General features: G+C 70.6%; 13 protein-coding genes. 6 read left to right on the forward strand and 7 right to left on the reverse strand.

Translation table 11 applies throughout. The features are described from left to right. Nucleotides 1-3,277, forward strand: a 3,277-nt coding sequence (locus ON41_RS30480; RefSeq protein ID WP_040751553.1) for an alpha-(1->3)-arabinofuranosyltransferase domain-containing protein, incomplete at its 5' end; no start/stop codon positions are given. A 16-nt stretch (nt 3,278-3,293) separates the two neighbouring features. On the opposite strand, the gene ON41_RS30485 is transcribed toward ON41_RS30480, so the two are convergent. After that, nucleotides 3,294-3,920 (reverse strand): winged helix-turn-helix transcriptional regulator, encoded by a 627-nt coding sequence (locus ON41_RS30485; protein ID WP_040751585.1) that lies wholly within the window; start codon nt 3,918-3,920, stop codon nt 3,294-3,296. Nucleotides 3,921-3,998: 78 nt separating this feature from the next. Between ON41_RS30485 and ON41_RS30490 the strand changes: the two genes are divergently transcribed. Continuing rightward, complete coding sequence (locus tag ON41_RS30490) at nt 3,999-4,880, forward strand: alpha/beta fold hydrolase (RefSeq protein ID WP_040751554.1); 882 nt, start codon at nt 3,999-4,001, stop codon at nt 4,878-4,880. Between the two features lie 4 nt (nt 4,881-4,884). On the opposite strand, the gene ON41_RS30495 is transcribed toward ON41_RS30490, so the two are convergent. Further along, nucleotides 4,885-6,057, reverse strand: a complete 1,173-nt coding sequence (locus ON41_RS30495) for an acyltransferase family protein (RefSeq protein ID WP_373281373.1) — start codon at nt 6,055-6,057, stop codon at nt 4,885-4,887. 179 nt (nt 6,058-6,236) lie between these two features. Between ON41_RS30495 and pgfA the strand changes: the two genes are divergently transcribed. Next, on the forward strand, nt 6,237-7,367 hold the full coding sequence (pgfA, locus tag ON41_RS30500) for a cell envelope lipid trafficking protein PgfA (protein ID WP_040751555.1): 1,131 nt from the start codon (nt 6,237-6,239) through the stop codon (nt 7,365-7,367). Nucleotides 7,368-7,478: 111 nt separating this feature from the next. Here the strand turns inward: pgfA and ON41_RS30505 are convergent, their stop codons facing one another. Further along, nucleotides 7,479-8,792: a hypothetical protein gene (locus ON41_RS30505; protein ID WP_040751557.1), complete on the reverse strand. Its 1,314-nt coding sequence runs from the start codon at nt 8,790-8,792 to the stop codon at nt 7,479-7,481. Between the two features lie 244 nt (nt 8,793-9,036). Between ON41_RS30505 and ON41_RS30510 the strand changes: the two genes are divergently transcribed. Together ON41_RS30510 and ON41_RS30515 are read left to right on the forward strand one after the other, a co-directional pair. After that, nucleotides 9,037-10,785 carry an MmpA family trehalose lipid delivery protein gene (locus tag ON41_RS30510; protein ID WP_040751558.1) on the forward strand — a complete coding sequence of 583 codons (1,749 nt, stop codon included), beginning with the start codon at nt 9,037-9,039 and terminating at the stop codon, nt 10,783-10,785. 4 nt (nt 10,786-10,789) lie between these two features. Beyond that, nucleotides 10,790-11,227 (forward strand): VOC family protein, encoded by a 438-nt coding sequence (locus ON41_RS30515; RefSeq protein ID WP_040751559.1) that lies wholly within the window; start codon nt 10,790-10,792, stop codon nt 11,225-11,227. 188 nt (nt 11,228-11,415) lie between these two features. Here ON41_RS30515 and ON41_RS30520 read toward each other — a convergent pair whose 3' ends face one another. Next, nucleotides 11,416-12,624, reverse strand: a complete 1,209-nt coding sequence (locus ON41_RS30520) for a glycosyltransferase family 4 protein (protein ID WP_040751587.1) — start codon at nt 12,622-12,624, stop codon at nt 11,416-11,418. Between the two features lie 329 nt (nt 12,625-12,953). Here ON41_RS30520 and ON41_RS30525 point away from each other — a divergent pair, with 329 nt between their 5' ends. Beyond that, nucleotides 12,954-13,718 carry a class I SAM-dependent methyltransferase gene (locus ON41_RS30525; RefSeq protein ID WP_040751561.1) on the forward strand — a complete coding sequence of 255 codons (765 nt, stop codon included), beginning with the start codon at nt 12,954-12,956 and terminating at the stop codon, nt 13,716-13,718. Nucleotides 13,719-13,742: 24 nt separating this feature from the next. On the opposite strand, the gene ON41_RS30530 is transcribed toward ON41_RS30525, so the two are convergent. The 3 genes from ON41_RS30530 to ON41_RS30540 form a co-directional block, all read right to left on the reverse strand. Continuing rightward, entirely contained in the window at nt 13,743-14,036 is a 294-nt protein-coding gene (locus ON41_RS30530; RefSeq protein ID WP_040751562.1) for a hypothetical protein, read from the reverse strand. Between the two features lie 176 nt (nt 14,037-14,212). Next, nucleotides 14,213-14,416: a hypothetical protein gene (locus tag ON41_RS30535; protein ID WP_246460962.1), complete on the reverse strand. Its 204-nt coding sequence runs from the start codon at nt 14,414-14,416 to the stop codon at nt 14,213-14,215. Nucleotides 14,417-14,742: 326 nt separating this feature from the next. Continuing rightward, nucleotides 14,743-16,575: a phosphoenolpyruvate carboxykinase (GTP) gene (locus tag ON41_RS30540; protein ID WP_040751563.1), complete on the reverse strand. Its 1,833-nt coding sequence runs from the start codon at nt 16,573-16,575 to the stop codon at nt 14,743-14,745. Nucleotides 16,576-16,732: the final 157 nt, after the last annotated feature.

The following is a 16,732-nucleotide window of genomic DNA, read 5'->3' on the forward strand; positions in this document are numbered from 1 at the left end:
GATCGTCGGGCTGGTCGGCATCTGCGCCGGATACGTCGGCGAGATCGGCGGCCCGTTCGCCGAACAGGTGCGCATCTTCCTGGACGCCGGCGGCGCGCCGCTGCGTAATGTGCACAAGCTGGAGCCACTGATCCGGATCCCGCTGGTGGTCGGGCTCGCACACCTGCTGCGCGCGGTGCCGCTGCCCGCTTCGGTGCGAATGCCGGTGTGGCGCCGCGCCTTCGCGCATCCGGAGCGGAATCCGATGGTGGCGCTGGCGGCGTTGATCCTGACCGCGCTGGCGCTGTCGACCTCGCTGGCCTGGACGAGCAAGCTGGCACCGCGCGGCGCCTACGACACCGTTCCGGCCTACTGGCAGCAGACCGCGGAGTGGCTGGCGCACAACGCCTCCGACACGCGCGCGCTCGTGGTCCCCGGTGCGCCGTTCGGCAGCCAGATCTGGGGACTGACCCGCGACGAACCGCTCCAGGCGCTGGCGACTACGCCGTGGGCCGTGCGGGACGCGGTGCCGCTCACGCCGCCGGGCGCGATCCGGGCCATGGATTCGGTGCAGCGGCTGATCGCCGACGGGCGGCCCTCGGCGGGGCTGGCGCCGACGCTGATCGGCCAGGGCATCGGCATCGTGGTGCTGCGCAACGATCTCGATCCCGAGACCTCCCGGTCGACGCGGCCGATGCTCGCCCACCAGGCCGTCGAGGGCTCGCCGGGCCTGACGAAGGTGGCGGCGTTCGGCGACGACATCGATATCGGGCACGGGGACGGGCTGGTCGCCGACGGGGACTTGCGGCCGATCTATCCGGCCGTCGAGATCTACCGGGTCGACGGTGCGCAGCCCGGGACTCCCGAGACGGTACACAGCGGTCCCGGCGCGCCCCCGGCGTTTCCGGGCGCCTACAGCGTGCCGCTGGATTCGGTTCCCGTGGTGCAGGGCGGCCCCGAGGTGCTGGAACGGTTGCGACGCGATCCGGCGGCAGTGGGTCCCACGCTGCTGGCCTCCGATGCCGCGCGGGCCGGACTGTCCGGCGGCGCGACGACCGTGACCGACACCCCGATGGACCGCGAGGCCGATTTCGGGCGCGTCGACAATCACGCGTCGGCGCTGCGCGCGCCGACCGACGCCCGGCGCACCCACAATCTGGTCCCGGACTACGCGGTGCCCGGCGCGGCGCCGGTCGAGGGCGAGTGGTCCGGCGCGACGGTCACCGCCTCCACGTCGGCGGCCGATGCCACGCAGCTGGGCGGGGCCGCGCCGGGCAGTTCGACCGCGTCGCTGGTGGACGGCGACACATCCACCGCCTGGCTGAGCAACAGCGCCGAACACGCTGTGGGGCAGTGGGTTCGACTCGATCTGGAGCAGCCGATCCGGACCGGCTCGCTCCAGGTGACGACCTCTCCGGCGGCGATCGGTGATCCCGTGAAGTGGATCGAGGTGCGCACCAACAACGGGACCGTCGCGGCACGCATCACCGAACCCGGTGTGCCGGTATCGGTTTCGCTGCCGCCCGGGCGCACCGACTGGCTGCGGATCATGGCGACCCGCACCGAGGGCGGCAGCGCGGGCGGGCAATTCGGCATCAGCGAGATCGGCCTCACCGACTATTCGAATCCGGATGCGCCGGTGCCGGTGGACATCCGGCATCGCACCATCCTGCCGCCGACCGGGCCGTCCCCGCAGGGATGGTCGCTCGGACAGGAATTCCCCGGCCGCAGTGGCTGTTTCGACGCGCCGGACCGGGTGCGGTGCAGTAAGGGGCTGGCGCTGTCCGCCGAGGAGCCGGGCGCCTTCCAGCGCACGCTGAACGTGCCGGCTCCGATGGACGTCGGCGCGGACCTGACCGTCCGCACCCGGCAGGGCCCGGCGCTCGAGGCGCTGCTGACCGATCCGGACCGCCCGATCGCGCGGGGCAAGGCCGACGTCGGCGACCTGCGCGGATCCGCCTTCGCGGCGACGGACGGCGATGCGCACACGAGTTGGACGGCGCCCGAGGAGACGGTCCGTAACCCTGCCGGGCCCAAACCGACGCTCACCATCGAACTTCCCGAACCGCGGTTGGTGACGGGGCTGGACGTGACGGCGTCGCTGGGTGCGCTGCCGGCGCCGCCCACCTCGATCGCGGTGAATCTCGGTGACGGCCCGCAGGTTCGCGCGATCGACGAGGATACGGAGCCGGGGACACCGGCGCGGCTGTCGCTGCACCCGCGGGTGACCGACCGCATCGAACTCAGCATCGCCGGCTGGAAGTCGGTGCTGGATCGCAACGCGCTGGGTTTCACCCAGCAACAGCCGCCGGGTCTGGCGGAGGTCTCGGTGCTCGGGCCGGACTATCCGCCGCCCGCCTCGCTGGACCGTCCCGTCACCGTGGATTGCGACCACGGGCCGACCCTGGCGCTGGCCGGGAAGATCGTGCACACCACCGTGACCGCGACGGCGGGCGAGTTGCGTTCCGGCGCACCGGTTCCGGCGCGGGTGTGCGGGGTGGAATCCGGCGATCCGTCGGTGCCCCCGCAGGGCTCCGAAGATTCCGTTCCCCTGCCCGCCGGGCCGGTGGACGTCACCGTGGCCCCGACCGAACTGTTCTCGGTCGATCAACTGAAGCTCGGCCGCACCGATGCCGCGCCGCCGCCGCTGTCGTCCCCGCCCGGGGCCCGGCTGCTCGTTCTCCCGCTGAGTTCGAATGTGGGGTGGCGCGCCCACACGGCCGACGGGCACGACCTGCGACCGATCGTCGTGGACGGCTGGCAGCAGGGCTGGCTGCTCCCGGCGAATGCCACCGGCCCGGTCACCGTCGAATTCCCCACCGACCGCTGGTACCGCATCGCCATCTTCGGCGGCCTGCTACTCCTGATCCCCCTTGTCGCCCTGGCGATCCCGTGGCGTCGCCGCCGAAACCGGCCGAGTGGCAACACATCCCCGCCGGAAAGTCATGTCGCTGATCTATCCACATCGGCTGACAACGGCAGTGCACCCCGCACCTGGAATGCCCGCATTCTCGCCATGGCCGGGATCGGGGTGGCGGCGCTGGTGATCTCCGGGCCGATCGGAATCGTGCTCACCGCAGGGGGTCTCGTCGCGGGGCACTTCTGGGCGCGGGTTGCGCCGCGGGTGCTGGTGGGTGTCGCGGGGGTGGGTACGGCGTTGTCGATGGCGGCGTTGTCCACAGGGCCCTGGCGGTCGCCGGAGGGATATATGGGCGGTTCGGTGTGGGTGCAGCTACCCGCCCTGGTCGCGGTGATCGCGCTCGGGATCGCCGTTCTTCCACCGCGGCGGGACACCTGACTTACGGTCCGGTCGGTCAGGCGGCGAAGACGGTGCGGACGACCGATTCGTCGCCGTCGATCTCGACCGCTCCGAGGGCGCGAACGTCGCCCAGGGTGAGGGCGCCGGCGGCGAGGCCGAGGACGTAGGCGGGGTCGGCGCGGACGGTGGCGTCGAGGTCGCGACCATCGTGCGGGGTGACCTCGAAGCCGGAGCGAGAAGCGCGGAGTTGCAGAGGCGGGCCGCCGATCTCGAGACCGACCGTCGCCGGGGCGCGGATCTCGACCCGGGCGCCCAGCAGGGCGGGGACGGCGAGGGCGAGCCACCCTGGGCGGAAGGCGTCGTCGCCGGGGCCGCGGACCATCAGCGGGGTGGACCAGCGGATCAGGCTCTCGATCGGCTCGCGCAGCTCGGCGCCCCACGGCGTGAGGGCGTACTCGACCGCACTGCCCTCCCCGGCCAGCCGCCGCTCGACCACACCCGCGGACTCGAGGTCGCGGAGCCGATCGGCCAGCAGGTTGGTCGCGATGCCGGGAAGACCGTCGATCAGGTCCCGGTAGCGGGCGGGGGCGATGAGGAGCTGGCGGACGATGAGCAGATTCCACCGATCGCCGACGACTTCGAGGGACCGGGCAAGCCCGCAGTACTGGCCGTAGCTACGCATCATTACCTTCTACTTGACGTTCTCAAGTGTGAGTGAGAAACTCAAGTCTACCGTGGACCGAGCCGAGAGGGGGCGTCCGTGGCCGACGCCATCGAGAGTGTGCGACCCACCTGGGTCGACGACCGCCTGTTCCCGTTCGAGAGCCGCTTCGTCGACATCGACGGCCATACCGTGCATTACGTCGACGAGGGGTCGGGTCCCACACTGCTTCTCCTGCACGGCAATCCGACCTGGTCGTTCCTCTGGCGCGACGTGATTCGCGCGCTGCGCGACGACTTCCGGTGCATCGCCCTCGACTACCCGGGCTTCGGGCTGTCGACGCCGAAACCCGGCTACCGGTACCTCCCCGAGGAGCACGCGGATGTGGTCACCGCGTTCGTCGACAAGCTGGACCTCGAAGGGATCACGCTGGTCGGGCAGGACTGGGGCGGCCTGATCGGCCTGGCCACCGCACAGCGGCGGCCGGGTGTCTTCGATCGGCTGGTGCTCGCCGACACCTGGGCCTGGCCGGTCAACGGCGTCCTCCACTTCGAGGCGTTCTCCCGTGTCATGGGCGGATTTCCGGCCCGCTTCCTGGTCCGGCGGTTCAATCTGCTCGTCAACGTGTTCATCCCGACAGGCCACAAGAGGCGGAAGCCGACCGCGGCCGAGATGACCCACTACCGCCGGGCGCTGGACACCCCCGAACGACGTCAGGCCTCCGCCGTCCTCCCCGGCCAGGTCCTCGCCAGCCGGTCCTTCTTCGCCGAGGTCGAGGCCCGCCTCGCCGATCTCGCCCACCTGCCGACCCTGATCGTGTGGGGCGACGCCGATATCGCCTTCCGCCCCCAGGAACGCGAACGCCTCGAAGCCACCTTCCCCGACCACGAAACCGTGATCGTCGAGGGCGCCGGCACCTACGTGGAGTCCGACGCACCCGAGGAATTCGTCACCGCGATCCGCGACTGGACGGCGAGGTAGCGGATCAGCCGATCGTGCGCCGAACCCAGTGGCGCACGGGCTCTTCTATCAGGGCATAGCTGGCCGCGGCCAGCGGGAGGGTGAAGGCGACCGTGAGCGCCAGCACGTGGAGGAAGCTGCGCTGGAACGGGATGAATCCGAAGACCGGGAACACCATGGCCAGCACAGCCAGGTGCCAGATGAAGATGCCGTAGGACCACCGGCCGATGGTGGCGGCCACGCGGCTCTCCAGCCAGCGGTGCGACGCGTCGCCCAGCACGAGGGGGGCCAGCAGGCCGAATCCGATCAGGGCCCCCAGCCCCATCTTCATGGCGTATTGCCATGGCTGACCGCGGTCCAGCCCGGCCGGACCGGCCAGATCGGTCGCCGCGAGCAGGAAGGCGATCAGCGCCGTGGGCCACATGATCCAGCGATTCCCGGCGATCCGCCGCCACCCGGCGCGGGCCGTGTCCGGACGGACGGCATCGTTCTCGACCAGTTCGGCCAGCAGCATGCCGGCGGCGAACCACGGCAGATAACCCGGCAGCCAGTTGTCCGAATGGATCGCGTCGGGCGTCGGCACGGGCAGGAAGTTCCATCCCAGGCTCACGATGCCGAGACCGAGCACCACCGGAATCCGCCACCGGGCCGCCGGACCCCGCAGCCACACCACGGCCACGGCCAGCAGGGGCAGCAGCAGATAGAAGGCCACCTCCACCGAGAGGCTCCACATCTGGGTCAGGCCGTCGGTCAGGGTCAGCGGCACGAACACTTGCAGCAGAGCCAGATTCGCGACCCAGACGCGTGCCCCGGCCGAATGCGCCGCCGACGGCAGCAGCATCAGCACCGCGCAGACCACCACCCAGTAGGCGGGCAGGATGCGCGCCGCGCGATGCAGGAGGTAGCGGCCGGCGGGCGGCGCGGTCCCGAGCCCGCGGGCGGACGCCGCGTGCGGACGCCACAGCAGGAATCCGGACAGCCCGAAGAACACGGCCACCGCCATATCGAACCGGCCCCACACCCGGCCCAGCACCGGCATCCCGGCGGCGCCGGTCTGGAACGCGACGTGGGTGAGCACCACGCCCAGCGCCGCGAGCCCGCGCATCCCCTCCAGCGCCGGAACGAACGCGCGCCGGCCCGCCGGTAGGGGTGGCGCGGCCGCGATCGGCTCGGCATGCGGTGTCATGGGCGTCGTCATCGCGCTCCAGTCTGCCGGGTGGCACTCACCGGCCGACATTCCGTTGTTCGATTCACCATTTTCGGGCCTCAGCTCGGCAGCCGAACGGACCGGACTGTTAGTGTCGGGGCTCACGAATACTGCGCGGCGACCGCAGGGTTCGACCCCGGACGACCTGTTCGACGACGAGGAGAGTTTGCATGGCACTCAGTGCCGGAACCAAGAGGACGGTGGCCTGCCTGCTCGTGGGACTCGGCGCGCTGTTGATCGTGGCAGCGCTGCTGATCCCAACATACGCCGTCGGCCAGCTGGGCAAGACTCCCCTCGACATCGAGATCACCACCATCGCGAAGAACAAGCCGGACGCACCGAGCGAGGTGCTGGACTCGAAGTCGCTGACCTCCGGTGACGCCCCCGCGAAGGTCGATCAGAACGTCCGCCTGCTGTCGCAGCGGTTCCTCACCGTCGAGGATCCCTCGGACAAGGATCAGATGACCATCCAGGCCGGTCAGACGCTGCGCAATATCGACAAGCAAGGCGACACCGGGCTGCTGAGCGCGACCATCGACCGGGTCACCATCGACCGCAAGGACGGGATGCCGGTCGACACCGATCCCAACGGATCGATCGCGTCGACGGTGAACAGCAAGGGCGAAAGCGTCGCCGAGCCGGTGCAGCACACCGGGCTGTCCTACCGGTTCCCGATCGGCACCGAGAAGCAGACCTACCCCTACTTCGATCTGAACGCGCGCAAGTCCTTCGACATCAACTTCGTCGAGGAGACCGAGATCAACGATCTGAAGGTCTACCACTTCCAGCAGCAGATCCCGGCGACCGATCTCGCGAAGGTGGCCAACTCGCCCACCAACCGGCTCGCGCTGCCGGCCTCGAAGTGGGGCGTGGAGGGCGGCGACGCGACCGTCACCATGGACCGCTACTACACCAACACCCGCGACGTGTGGGTGGAGCCGAAGACCGGCACCGTGATCAAGGGTTCCGAGCAGCTCCACATGTACTACGGCCGCACCGAGAAGCCCGAGGTCACGGCGCTGAAGTCGACCCTGGTCTTCGATGACAACACGGTGGCCTCGCAGATCTCCGAGGCGAAGAAGTACATGGACGAGCTGTCGCTGTACAGCCGGATCCTGCCGATCGTCTTCGGTGTCGTCGGCATCATCGCCCTGATCGCCGGCCTGTTCCTGGGCCTGCGTGGCGGCGACGGCTCCGGCCCCGGCCGCCTGGTCCAGCGCCGCCAGTCCAGCGATCCGCAACCGGGCCAGGACTTCTCCGACGCCCCCACCCAGCAGATCAACCTCAGCGGGAACCAGTAGAGACTTCGGTTCAGCCCAGTGGCCCCCCGGCACGAATGCCGGGGGGCCACTGCGTTTCAGGGCACCGGAACCACTGCGGTTCCAGGCCGGGGGCCACCGCTTTCCGGGGGGCTAGGAAACGGTCGTGCCCGGGCGGGCCGCACGCAGGACCACTATGACTATCGCGGCGGTGACGGTTGCGGCGACGGCTGTCGCGGTGCCTAGGAGGAGAGGGAGGGAGCGGGCGAAGGTCAGCATGATGGCGATCTCGGCGATCAGGCCGGCCCAGGTGATGGCCGCGGGGGCGGTGCGATCCACGGCGATGGCGGAGAGCAGGGCGCCCTGGAGCAGGGCCAGCAGCGCGCCGTCGAGGGCGAACAACCACAGCCAGCCCTCGATCGGGGCGTAGTCCTGCCCGGCGAACAGGGGCGCGAGCGGGGCCAGGACCGCCGCACCCGCGACGGCGAGGACACCGATTCCCGACAGCACCCCGAGCGCGTCACGCACCGCCCGCGCCGAATGCTGCGGCTGCGCCATCCGCGGATACAACACCACCCCCACCGCCTGCGGCAGCCAGAACGCGATCTTGGTCGCGATGGCCCCCAGCGCATACCGGCTGGCATCCGCGTCATCCAGCACCACCCGAGCCACGATCAGATCCACCGACGACAACGCCATCAACGCCGCCTGCACCTGCGCCGCCCGCAACACGGCTAGCACTCCCGCACCCCCTGCACGCTCCCGCACCCCCTGCAGTGCACTGGAACGGGTGCGGGAGTGCGGAAAGGGTGCGGGAGTGCGTGTCTCGCGAGGTTCGGCGGCGCTCGACTCGCTCGGTAGGGGATTAGAGGGGAGGTTCCGTGTTTCCTCGGGGGTGTGGGAGGGGCCCGCGGCGCGGTGGGCGCCGAAGGCGGCTACCGCCAAGCCCGCGGCGGTGGACCAGAGGGCGGTGGCGGAACCGCCGCCGAGAGCCAGGGCGATCAGGGCGGGGGTGACGCGGGCGATTCCGGTGCCGCCCAGAACCATTGCCAGGGAGCGGAATCGGCGGCCGCCCTGGAGGACGCCCTGTTCACCCGAGACCAAGACCAGGACCGGGGCCGCCGAGAGCGCGCCGGCGGCGGCCACCCAGTTCACGTGCAGAATCACCGCCACCACAGGGACCAGGACGACCGCGATCCCGGCCACGATGGCCGCGCAGCGCCGTTGCAGCCGGCGCACCTCCGCCACGGAGGCGCCCCGGACCAGCTCGCGCGCCACCACGTTCTGCAAGGCCAGCGCCGGAACCGCACACAGCAGCTGCATGGCCAGGAGGCTCGCGAATTCGCTGTACCCGCCCACCCCGAGCCACCGCCCGGCCAGCAACTGCAACAGATACCCGGCGACATTCGCCACCATCGCCCCCGCCGTCACCAACGTCAGATCCGCGACAACGGGCAGACGACGCATGGCAGGCACTCCGCCATGCTCCCACCCCCCGAACCACCCACCCAATCCATCCCCAGGTCTCCCCAGGTGACCTACTCCACCGGCCCCATCCCAACTCTCCAGGCTCGGCCGCGCAGATAGCTCCCCCCAACTCCCAGGGTGCCGCGCGAATCGCCTCCCGAGGCCGCCGTGGGGGTGGTGGGGGCGGCACGTAGGGTGGCTGAGCGTGATCGCGGGCGGCCGGGAGCGGAATCGGGAGCGGGGTGTGGCCGCGCTCTACAGTCTCGTGCTGGCGGTGGTCGTCGTCGGGCCGCTGCTCGGGTCCGGGTATCTGTTGCTGCGGGACGCGGTGAGTACGCCGCGGTCGTATCTCACCGATTCGGCGCTCGGGCTGGGCGATGCCGCGCCGCGAGCCGTGCCGCAGGATGCGTTGCTGGCGGCGCTGTCGACGGGTGTGGACGGCGGGATCGTCGTGAAGGTGATCCTGGTGGGCGCGCTGTGGGCGGCGGGCTGGGGCGCCGCCGAGCTGGTCCGGCGGCTGCTCGACGTTTCGACCGGACCGCAACTGGTCGCGACCACGGTCGCGGTGTGGAATCCCTATGTGGCCGAACGTCTCCTGCAAGGCCATTGGAGCCTGCTGGCGGGATACGCCGCGCTCCCGTGGACCGTGCTCGCGGCCCTGCACCTCCGATCGAGCCCGGAATCACCTGAGGCCGAACCTGATTCGTCATCGATACGAACACGCTTCGGCCCCCGCGTCCGCGCGTGGGCGATGCTGGGCGGCTGCCTGGCCGCGGCGGGCCTGACACCCACCGGCGCGCTTCTCGCCGGATGCGTGGCGCTGGTGGTGATCGGACGGCGGAATATCCCTGGCGCGCTGGCACTCTGGGTCCTGGCGTCGGCACCGTGGCTGGTCGCGACCGCGCTGTCGGGCGGCGGTACGGAGCCCTCGGATCCGGCGGGGATCGGCGCGTTCGCGGCGCGGGCCGAGCCGGGCCTCGCGACACTGGGCAGCCTCGCGGGACTGGGCGGCATCTGGAACTCCGACGCGGTCCCGTCCTCGCGCACCACGATCGTCGCGCTGATCGGCACCGTGGTCCTGCTCGCGCTGGTGGCGGCCGGTATCCGGCAGGTCGCCCGGCCCGGGGACGCTCAGCAGGCCCGCCGGGCGCTGCTCGTGGTGGCGGCCCTGGCGATCGTGCTGCCCGCCGCGGGGGCGACCGGATGGGGCCTGCACGCCGGGGAATTCCTGGTCACCAGGATTCCCGGCGCCGGATTGCTCAGGGACACACAGAAATACGTCGCGCTCGCGATGCCCGCCTTCGCCCTGTGCGCGGCGGCCGGATGCCGCGCCGTGGCGGGGCTGGGCCGCCGGTGGGGCACGCCGATCGGAACGCCGGTCACCGCGGCCTTCTGCGTCGCCGCGCTGATACTCACTCTCCCCGATCTCGCGTGGGGCGTCGGCGGCGCGCTGCGGCCGGTCCGGTACCCGGCCGGGTGGGAGCGCGTGGCGGCCGCGACGGACGGTCCCGGCGATGTCGCGGTGCTGCCCGGCGGCATGTTCCGCAAGTTCCCCTACAGCGGCCGCTCCCCCGTCCTCGATCCGGCGCCGCGCATGCTCCCCCGGGACGTCCTGCAGACCGGTGAGCTGCCAGTGCGCGGCCGGATGGTCGCGGGCGAGGGCAACCGGGCGCGGTCGGTGGAACAGCTTCTGCTGCACGGCGGTACGGCGTCCGACCTCGCGTCCCACGGCGTCGGGTGGGTCCTGGTCGAGCGGACCACCCCCGGCCCCCTGGGCGATTCGGCGACCACGCTCGCTCAGCTGGATCGGGTCTACTCGGACACCGAGCTGGCGCTGTACCGGGTCCCCGGCGCGAGCGACCTGCGCTCCGATTCCCATGCCGCACACCGGGTTCTCGCGATCGCCGCCCATCTGCTCTGGGCACTGCTCCTGGCCGCGAGCGTGGCGGCGCTGCTCTACCGCCGATCCGCCGCCCGCCGTGCGGCAGGATGAGCCCATGACCGAGAGCTTCCCCACCGTGCGCTCGACAGTCCTCGATACCACCGATCCACGCGGCCTCGCCGAGTTCTACCGCCGCTTACTGGGTTACGACTACCGCCCCGGCGACGAGCCCCCGGCGGACGGCGAACCCGATACGGCGGACTGGCTCGTCCTGCTCGATCCGGCGGGCCGGGTGCGGCTGGCCTTTCAGGGCGTTCCCGAACTGCCCGCGCCGACCTGGCCGAATCCGGATGTGCCGCAACAACTCCACCTCGACATGAGCGTCCCCGGCACCGACGAACTCCGGGCCCAGGATGCCCGCGTCCACGAACTGGGCGGCACGCGGCTCTACGACCGGTCCGACGATCCGGTCGAACCGCTGTACGTGTACGCCGATCCGGCGGGCCATCCGTTCTGCATATTCGTCGTGCCCCCGGCCAGCGAGGAACTCTGAGCGCATTTCACCGCCCCCGGACGCCGAGGAACCCTGAGCGCATTTCACCGTCCCCGGACAACGAGGAACCCTGAGCGCGTGTCACCGTCCCGGACAGCGAGGAACTCTGGGCGCGTGTCACCGTCCCCGGACAACGACGAGTCCCTGAGCCGCATCTTCGCCGTCCCGGACAGCGTCGCCCTGAGACGCTAGTCCGCTTCGCCGGAGCGCCCGCCGACGAGGCCCGAGACGTACTGCCCGCGCACCGCGGCGGCGAGCACCTCGAACACCCCGGTCGCCGTTTGCTCCCAGGAGAATTCGCGCGCGCGGGCACGAGCCTTCTCGCCCATCACGGTGCGGGTCTCGGCCGAGGTGAGCAGTTCCCCGACCGCCTCGGCCAGTTGCCCGGCATCGTCGACCAGCATGCCCGTGACACCGTCGACGACGGAGTCGGTGAGTCCGCGGGAGCTGCGGTAGCCGACGGTCGGCACGCCGTGCTGCGCGGCCTCGATCACCGCCAGGCCCCAGCCCTCCTTGCGGGACGGCAGCACGTGCACCCAGGCGCGAGACAGCAGTTCGTGCTTGCGGGACTCGTCGACGTGGCCGTGGAAGGTGACCGCGTCCGCGATACCGAGCTGGTGTGCACGGGTTTTCAGGTTGTCGGCCCACCACCCGCCGCCGATCACGTCCAGCCGCAGCCGGGGTACCGCCGGGCGGAGCGCCGCCGCGACGGCCAGCGCGTCCTCGATCTGCTTGTGCGGCACCAGCCGCGACAGCACCACGATGCTCGGATCCGCGGTGCGGGTCGCCGCGGCGCCGGTCGGCACGCGCGGCGGGATCGGCTCGGCGCCGTTGCGCACCACCGCGATCCGTTCCTGGGCCACGCCGAGCGCGGCCAGTTCCTCCGCCGACGGCAGCGAAACCGTCAGATACTGATTGCGCCGATGCGCCCGCGGCGACAACCGCGATTCGATCCACCAGCCGATCCGCCCGACCAGCCGACCGGCCACCGGCCACTGCTCGCGATGACCGTGATGGACGAGGACGACCGACGGCGCGCCGGCCACCGCCCGCGCGAAGAAGGGGATGCCGTTCTGGGTGTCGATCACCGCGTCCGGCCGCGCTCCACGCAGCGGCCCTAAGCCGATCCGGCCCAGCGCCATGGCGGCCAACGCCCGTGGATACACGCTGTATCGGCCACCCGCTCGGCTGATATCGATGCCGTCGACCCGCTCGCGCCGCGCCGCGCCGCGGTACCGCGCGGTCCGCAGCGTGACCTTCACGCCGCGCGCGGCCAGTTGCGCGCCGACCTGCTCTAGATACCGTTCGCTGCCGCCGCCCTGGGGATGACCGGTATCGCGCCAGCACAGCAGCAGCACCTCGCGGACCGCGGCGCTACCGGCGGCTGCCCGCGTCACCGTGGTGGGCTCGCGGGGGCCGGTATCGTGCACGGCTGATCTCCAGGTGGTACTCGGACGGACGTCTGACAGTGGGCTCCACCCTATAGGCCGCCCGGCGCGCCGTGCGATCGGCGGGGCGACCGGCGCCGGACTGCCGCCGCGGCCGGGAAGTCTCCGGACCCGGCCCCTGTGCGAGACTGATCCGCTGTGCACCAGCCAGCGAACACACCGATGCCGCCGGACAATCTATTCGTATCGGCGGCCGGTACCGGTGCGCGGGTCGTGAGTGCACGGTCGTCACACCGCGCGTCGCACGCGACGGTACCGAGCGCCGGCGAGCGGGTGGCGTGAGCGGGCGGCCCAGTTTCGCGCGCCGGGCCACGCTGCGCCGCTCGGCGCGCCTGCTGGCCAGCTTCCGCCACGAGCAGACCGACCCCGCGCTGTTCTACGGCGGCGTCGCCACCGATACCGCCGACCTGGTGCGCGATTTCTACCGCGATCTCACGGGCCACGGCCTCGACGGCGCGACCGTGCTCGACGTCGGCGGCGGCCCCGGCTACTTCGCCGACGAGTTCACCGCCGCAGGGGCCCGCTACATCCCCGTGGAACCCGATCCGAGCGAGATGCACGCCGCGGGCCTGACCGTGCCGGGCGCGGTCCGCGGCTCGGGGATGGCACTGCCGTTCCGCGACGACGCCGTGGACATCTGTCTCTCGTCCAATGTGGCCGAGCACGTGCCGCAGCCGTGGTCGATGGCCGACGAGATGCTGCGCGTGACCAAGACCGGCGGGCTGATGATCTTCTCCTACACGGTCTGGCTGGGACCGTTCGGCGGCCACGAGACCGGCCCGTGGCACTACCTCGGCGGCGAGTTCGCGGCTCGCCGGTACCGCCGCAAGCAGGGCCGCGAGCCGAAGAACCGCTTCGGCCGGTCACTGTTCGCGGTGACGGCGGCCGAGGGCGTGCGCTGGGCCGCGCGCACCGGGGATCGGGCGCGGGTCCTGGCCGTCTTCCCGCGCTACCACCCGCGCTGGGCGTGGTGGCTGGTCCGGATTCCGGGTCTGCGGGAACTGCTGGTCAGCAATCTGGTCGTAGTGGTTGCCAAACGGTGACCGTGGCCGGTGGCCGCGCGGGAGCTAACGTCCCAGACGGCCCCGGCGCCAGAAGCCGCCCGTATGCGCGGGTTCGCTCCAGGGTGGCTCCTGTATTGCCAAGCCCACGGTCTCCAGCGGGGTGAGTCCCACACGATCGGACAGGGCGCTGACGGTCGAGACGGCCTCGGCCGCCTGTAGGGCCGCCGTGGCCTGCTCCAGCGTCAAGGTCCGGCCCGGAAGGAAGGAGACGACCCAGCCTCCTTGGCCGACACATCTGGCCTGATGTGGGGTCTGGTCGCTGGTCATCAAAGACCGTCCGACCACTTGCACCGCCATGATTCGGACTCCCCTGCGATTGCATTTGAAAAATCAAACGGGCGAAGCAGATTGCTCTAAGCATGCTCCGCGACCGTCCGGAATGCAATAGTGCGTTCTACGAAAAGCGAACCGGCGGGTAGGGTTTCGGTAGTGAGGATGCCTGTCGTTAACTGGCGTGGCGCATGTGGCGCGGGTCAGCGCTCCGGCATCAGGATTCGCAGGATGGGCTCCGCCACCTGCCCCGGACCGCGCACGGCATCGACGACATCCACATGCCACCCGGGGGGCAGGACATCCTGCAACCGGCGCGCGGCACGCTGCAACGGGGTGCTCGGGGCCGAGGGCCCGATATCGGCTACCTCCTGGACAACCATGCCGTCTACTGTCAGATCGATCATGCCCACCACCCACCTATCCACGTTCGCCCGGTCAGGCCGCGACGGTGATACGTCCGCGAGCAACCACGAGGCTACCGGTGCAGTCGATCAGTTAATACCCTGCAATCGAACTGGTCAGTCCTGAGACGTAGAACACATTCCAGGATACGGCAGACCCCGGCGAATCCCGCACACCCGGCGCGGCACGCCCGAAACAAACCGCCCGCACCGAAATACGATGCGGGCGGGTGAGTTTGGGCGCCCGCGCTACGTGCTCGCGTGCGGGCGGGGAAGATTCGATGCCCGCACCACCCGTGCGCGGTGCGGACCGCGACATTCGCTGTATATCAGCCCAGACGCTGCTTGAGGGCCTCGAATTCGTCGCGCACGCCCGAGGGCAGCTTGTCGCCGATGAACTCGAACCACTCCTCGATGAGCGGGATCTCCTTGCGCCACTCGTCGACGTCGACCTTCAGGGCCTCGTCGACGTCGGCCGGGCTCACGTCCAGGCCCTCCAGGTCGAGCTGGGCCGCGGTGGGCACGTTGCCGACCGGGGTGGACTCGGCCTCGGCCGTGCCCTCGACGCGGTTGACGACCCACTCCAGCACGCGGGAGTTCTCGCCGAAGCCGGGCCACAGGAAGCGGCCGTCCGCACCGCGCCGGAACCAGTTGACGTAGAAGATCTTCGGCAGCTTGGTGGCGTCGGCGTTCTTGCCGATATTCCCCCAGTGCGCCAGGTAGTCACCGACGTGGTAGCCCATGAAGGGCAGCATCGCCATCGGATCGCGGCGCACCGAGCCGACCTTGCCCTCGGCCGCAGCGGTCTGCTCCGACGCCATGGTGGCGCCCATGAACACGCCGTGCTGCCAGTCGAAGGACTCGGTCACCAGCGGCACCGTGGTCTTGCGGCGACCGCCGAACAGGATCGCCGAGATCGGCACGCCCTGCGGGTCGTCCCACTCCGGGGCCAGGGTCGGGCACTGCGACATCGGGGTGCAGTAGCGCGAGTTCGGGTGGGCGGCCAGGGTTTCGGTCTCCCGGAGGACCCAGTCGTTACCCTTCCAGTCGATCAGGTGATCGGGCTCGCCCTCCATGCCCTCCCACCACACGTCGCCGTCGTCGGTCTCCGCCACGTTGGTGTAGACGGTGTTGCCGGCGGCGAGGGTGTCCATGGCGATCGGGTTGGACTTGTGGTTGGTGCCCGGCGCGACGCCGAAGAACCCGAACTCCGGGTTCACCGCGTACAGGCGGCCGTCCTCGCCGAAGCGCATCCACGCGATGTCATCGCCCAGGGTCTCCGCGCGCCAGCCCGGCACGGTCGGCTGGATCATCGCCAGGTTGGTCTTGCCGCAGGCGCTGGGGAAGGCCGCGACGACGTAGTAGTTCTTGTTCTCCGGCGAGATCAGCTTGAGGATCAGCATGTGCTCGGCCAGCCAGCCCTCGTCGTGGGCCATCGCCGAGGCGATGCGCAGCGAGTAGCACTTCTTGCCCAGCAGCGCGTTGCCGCCGTAACCGGAACCGTAGGACCAGATCTCGCGGTCCTCGGGGAAGTGGGTGATGTACTTGGTGTCGTTACACGGCCACGGCACGTCGGCCTGGCCCGGCTCGAGCGGCGCGCCGACCGAGTGCAGGGCCTTCACGAACGGCCGGTCGGTGCCCAGCTTCTCCAGCGCGGCGCTGCCCATGCGGGTCATCACGCGCATCGAGACGACCACGTACTCGGAATCGGTGATCTCCACGCCGAGCTTCGGGTCGGCGGCGCCCAGCGGGCCCATGCAGAACGGGACCACGAACATGGTCCGGCCCTTCATCGAGCCGCGGTACAGCTCGGTCATGGTCTTGCGCATCTGGGTGGGGTCGACCCAGTTGTTGGTCGGGCCCGCGTCGGACTCGTCGTGCGAGCAGATGAAGGTGCGCGATTCGACGCGCGCCACGTCGGAGGGGTCGGAGAGCGCCAGGAACGAGTTCGGGCGCTTCGCCTCGTTGAGCTTCTTGAAGGTGCCGGCCTCGACGAGCTGGGTGGTGAGGCGGTCCCATTCCTCGTCCGACCCGTCGGCCCAGACGACCCGGTCCGGTTGGGTGAGTTCTGCGACCTCCTGCACCCAGGCGAGCAATCCTGCGTGTGCCGTCGGTGCGGTGCCATCGGATCCGTGAAGACCAGGAATGGTCACTGAGGTCATGAAAAACTCTCCTGAGACGGGCGGCTCCCGGCGGCTCGCGACACCGGGAGGCCACCGTTGGCGGTGGGTTCCCGCTCCGGCTTGCCAAAGCACGCCCCGGCTGGGCGGCGTACAAGGACGAAAGCGGACGCCCAGGTTCCTTGTTTAAGAGGTTAAC

The organism is Nocardia transvalensis NBRC 15921 (genome assembly GCF_000308875.1).
Lineage (GTDB): Bacteria > Actinomycetota > Actinomycetes > Mycobacteriales > Mycobacteriaceae > Nocardia > Nocardia transvalensis.

Bases quoted from the DNA above. Each gene is read 5' to 3' on its own strand.
- ON41_RS30485 (WP_040751585.1), bottom strand. From the start codon at position 3,920: ATGCGTAGCTACGGCCAGTACTGCGGGCTTGCCCGGTCCCTCGAAGTC.
- ON41_RS30495 (WP_373281373.1), bottom strand. From the start codon at position 6,057: ATGACGACGCCCATGACACCGCATGCCGAGCCGATCGCGGCCGCGCCA.
- pgfA (WP_040751555.1), top strand. From the start codon at position 6,237: ATGGCACTCAGTGCCGGAACCAAGAGGACGGTGGCCTGCCTGCTCGTG.
- ON41_RS30505 (WP_040751557.1), bottom strand. From the start codon at position 8,792: ATGCGTCGTCTGCCCGTTGTCGCGGATCTGACGTTGGTGACGGCGGGG.
- ON41_RS30515 (WP_040751559.1), top strand. From the start codon at position 10,790: ATGACCGAGAGCTTCCCCACCGTGCGCTCGACAGTCCTCGATACCACC.
- ON41_RS30530 (WP_040751562.1), bottom strand. From the start codon at position 14,036: ATGGCGGTGCAAGTGGTCGGACGGTCTTTGATGACCAGCGACCAGACC.
- ON41_RS30535 (WP_246460962.1), bottom strand. From the start codon at position 14,416: ATGATCGATCTGACAGTAGACGGCATGGTTGTCCAGGAGGTAGCCGAT.
- ON41_RS30540 (WP_040751563.1), bottom strand. From the start codon at position 16,575: ATGACCTCAGTGACCATTCCTGGTCTTCACGGATCCGATGGCACCGCA.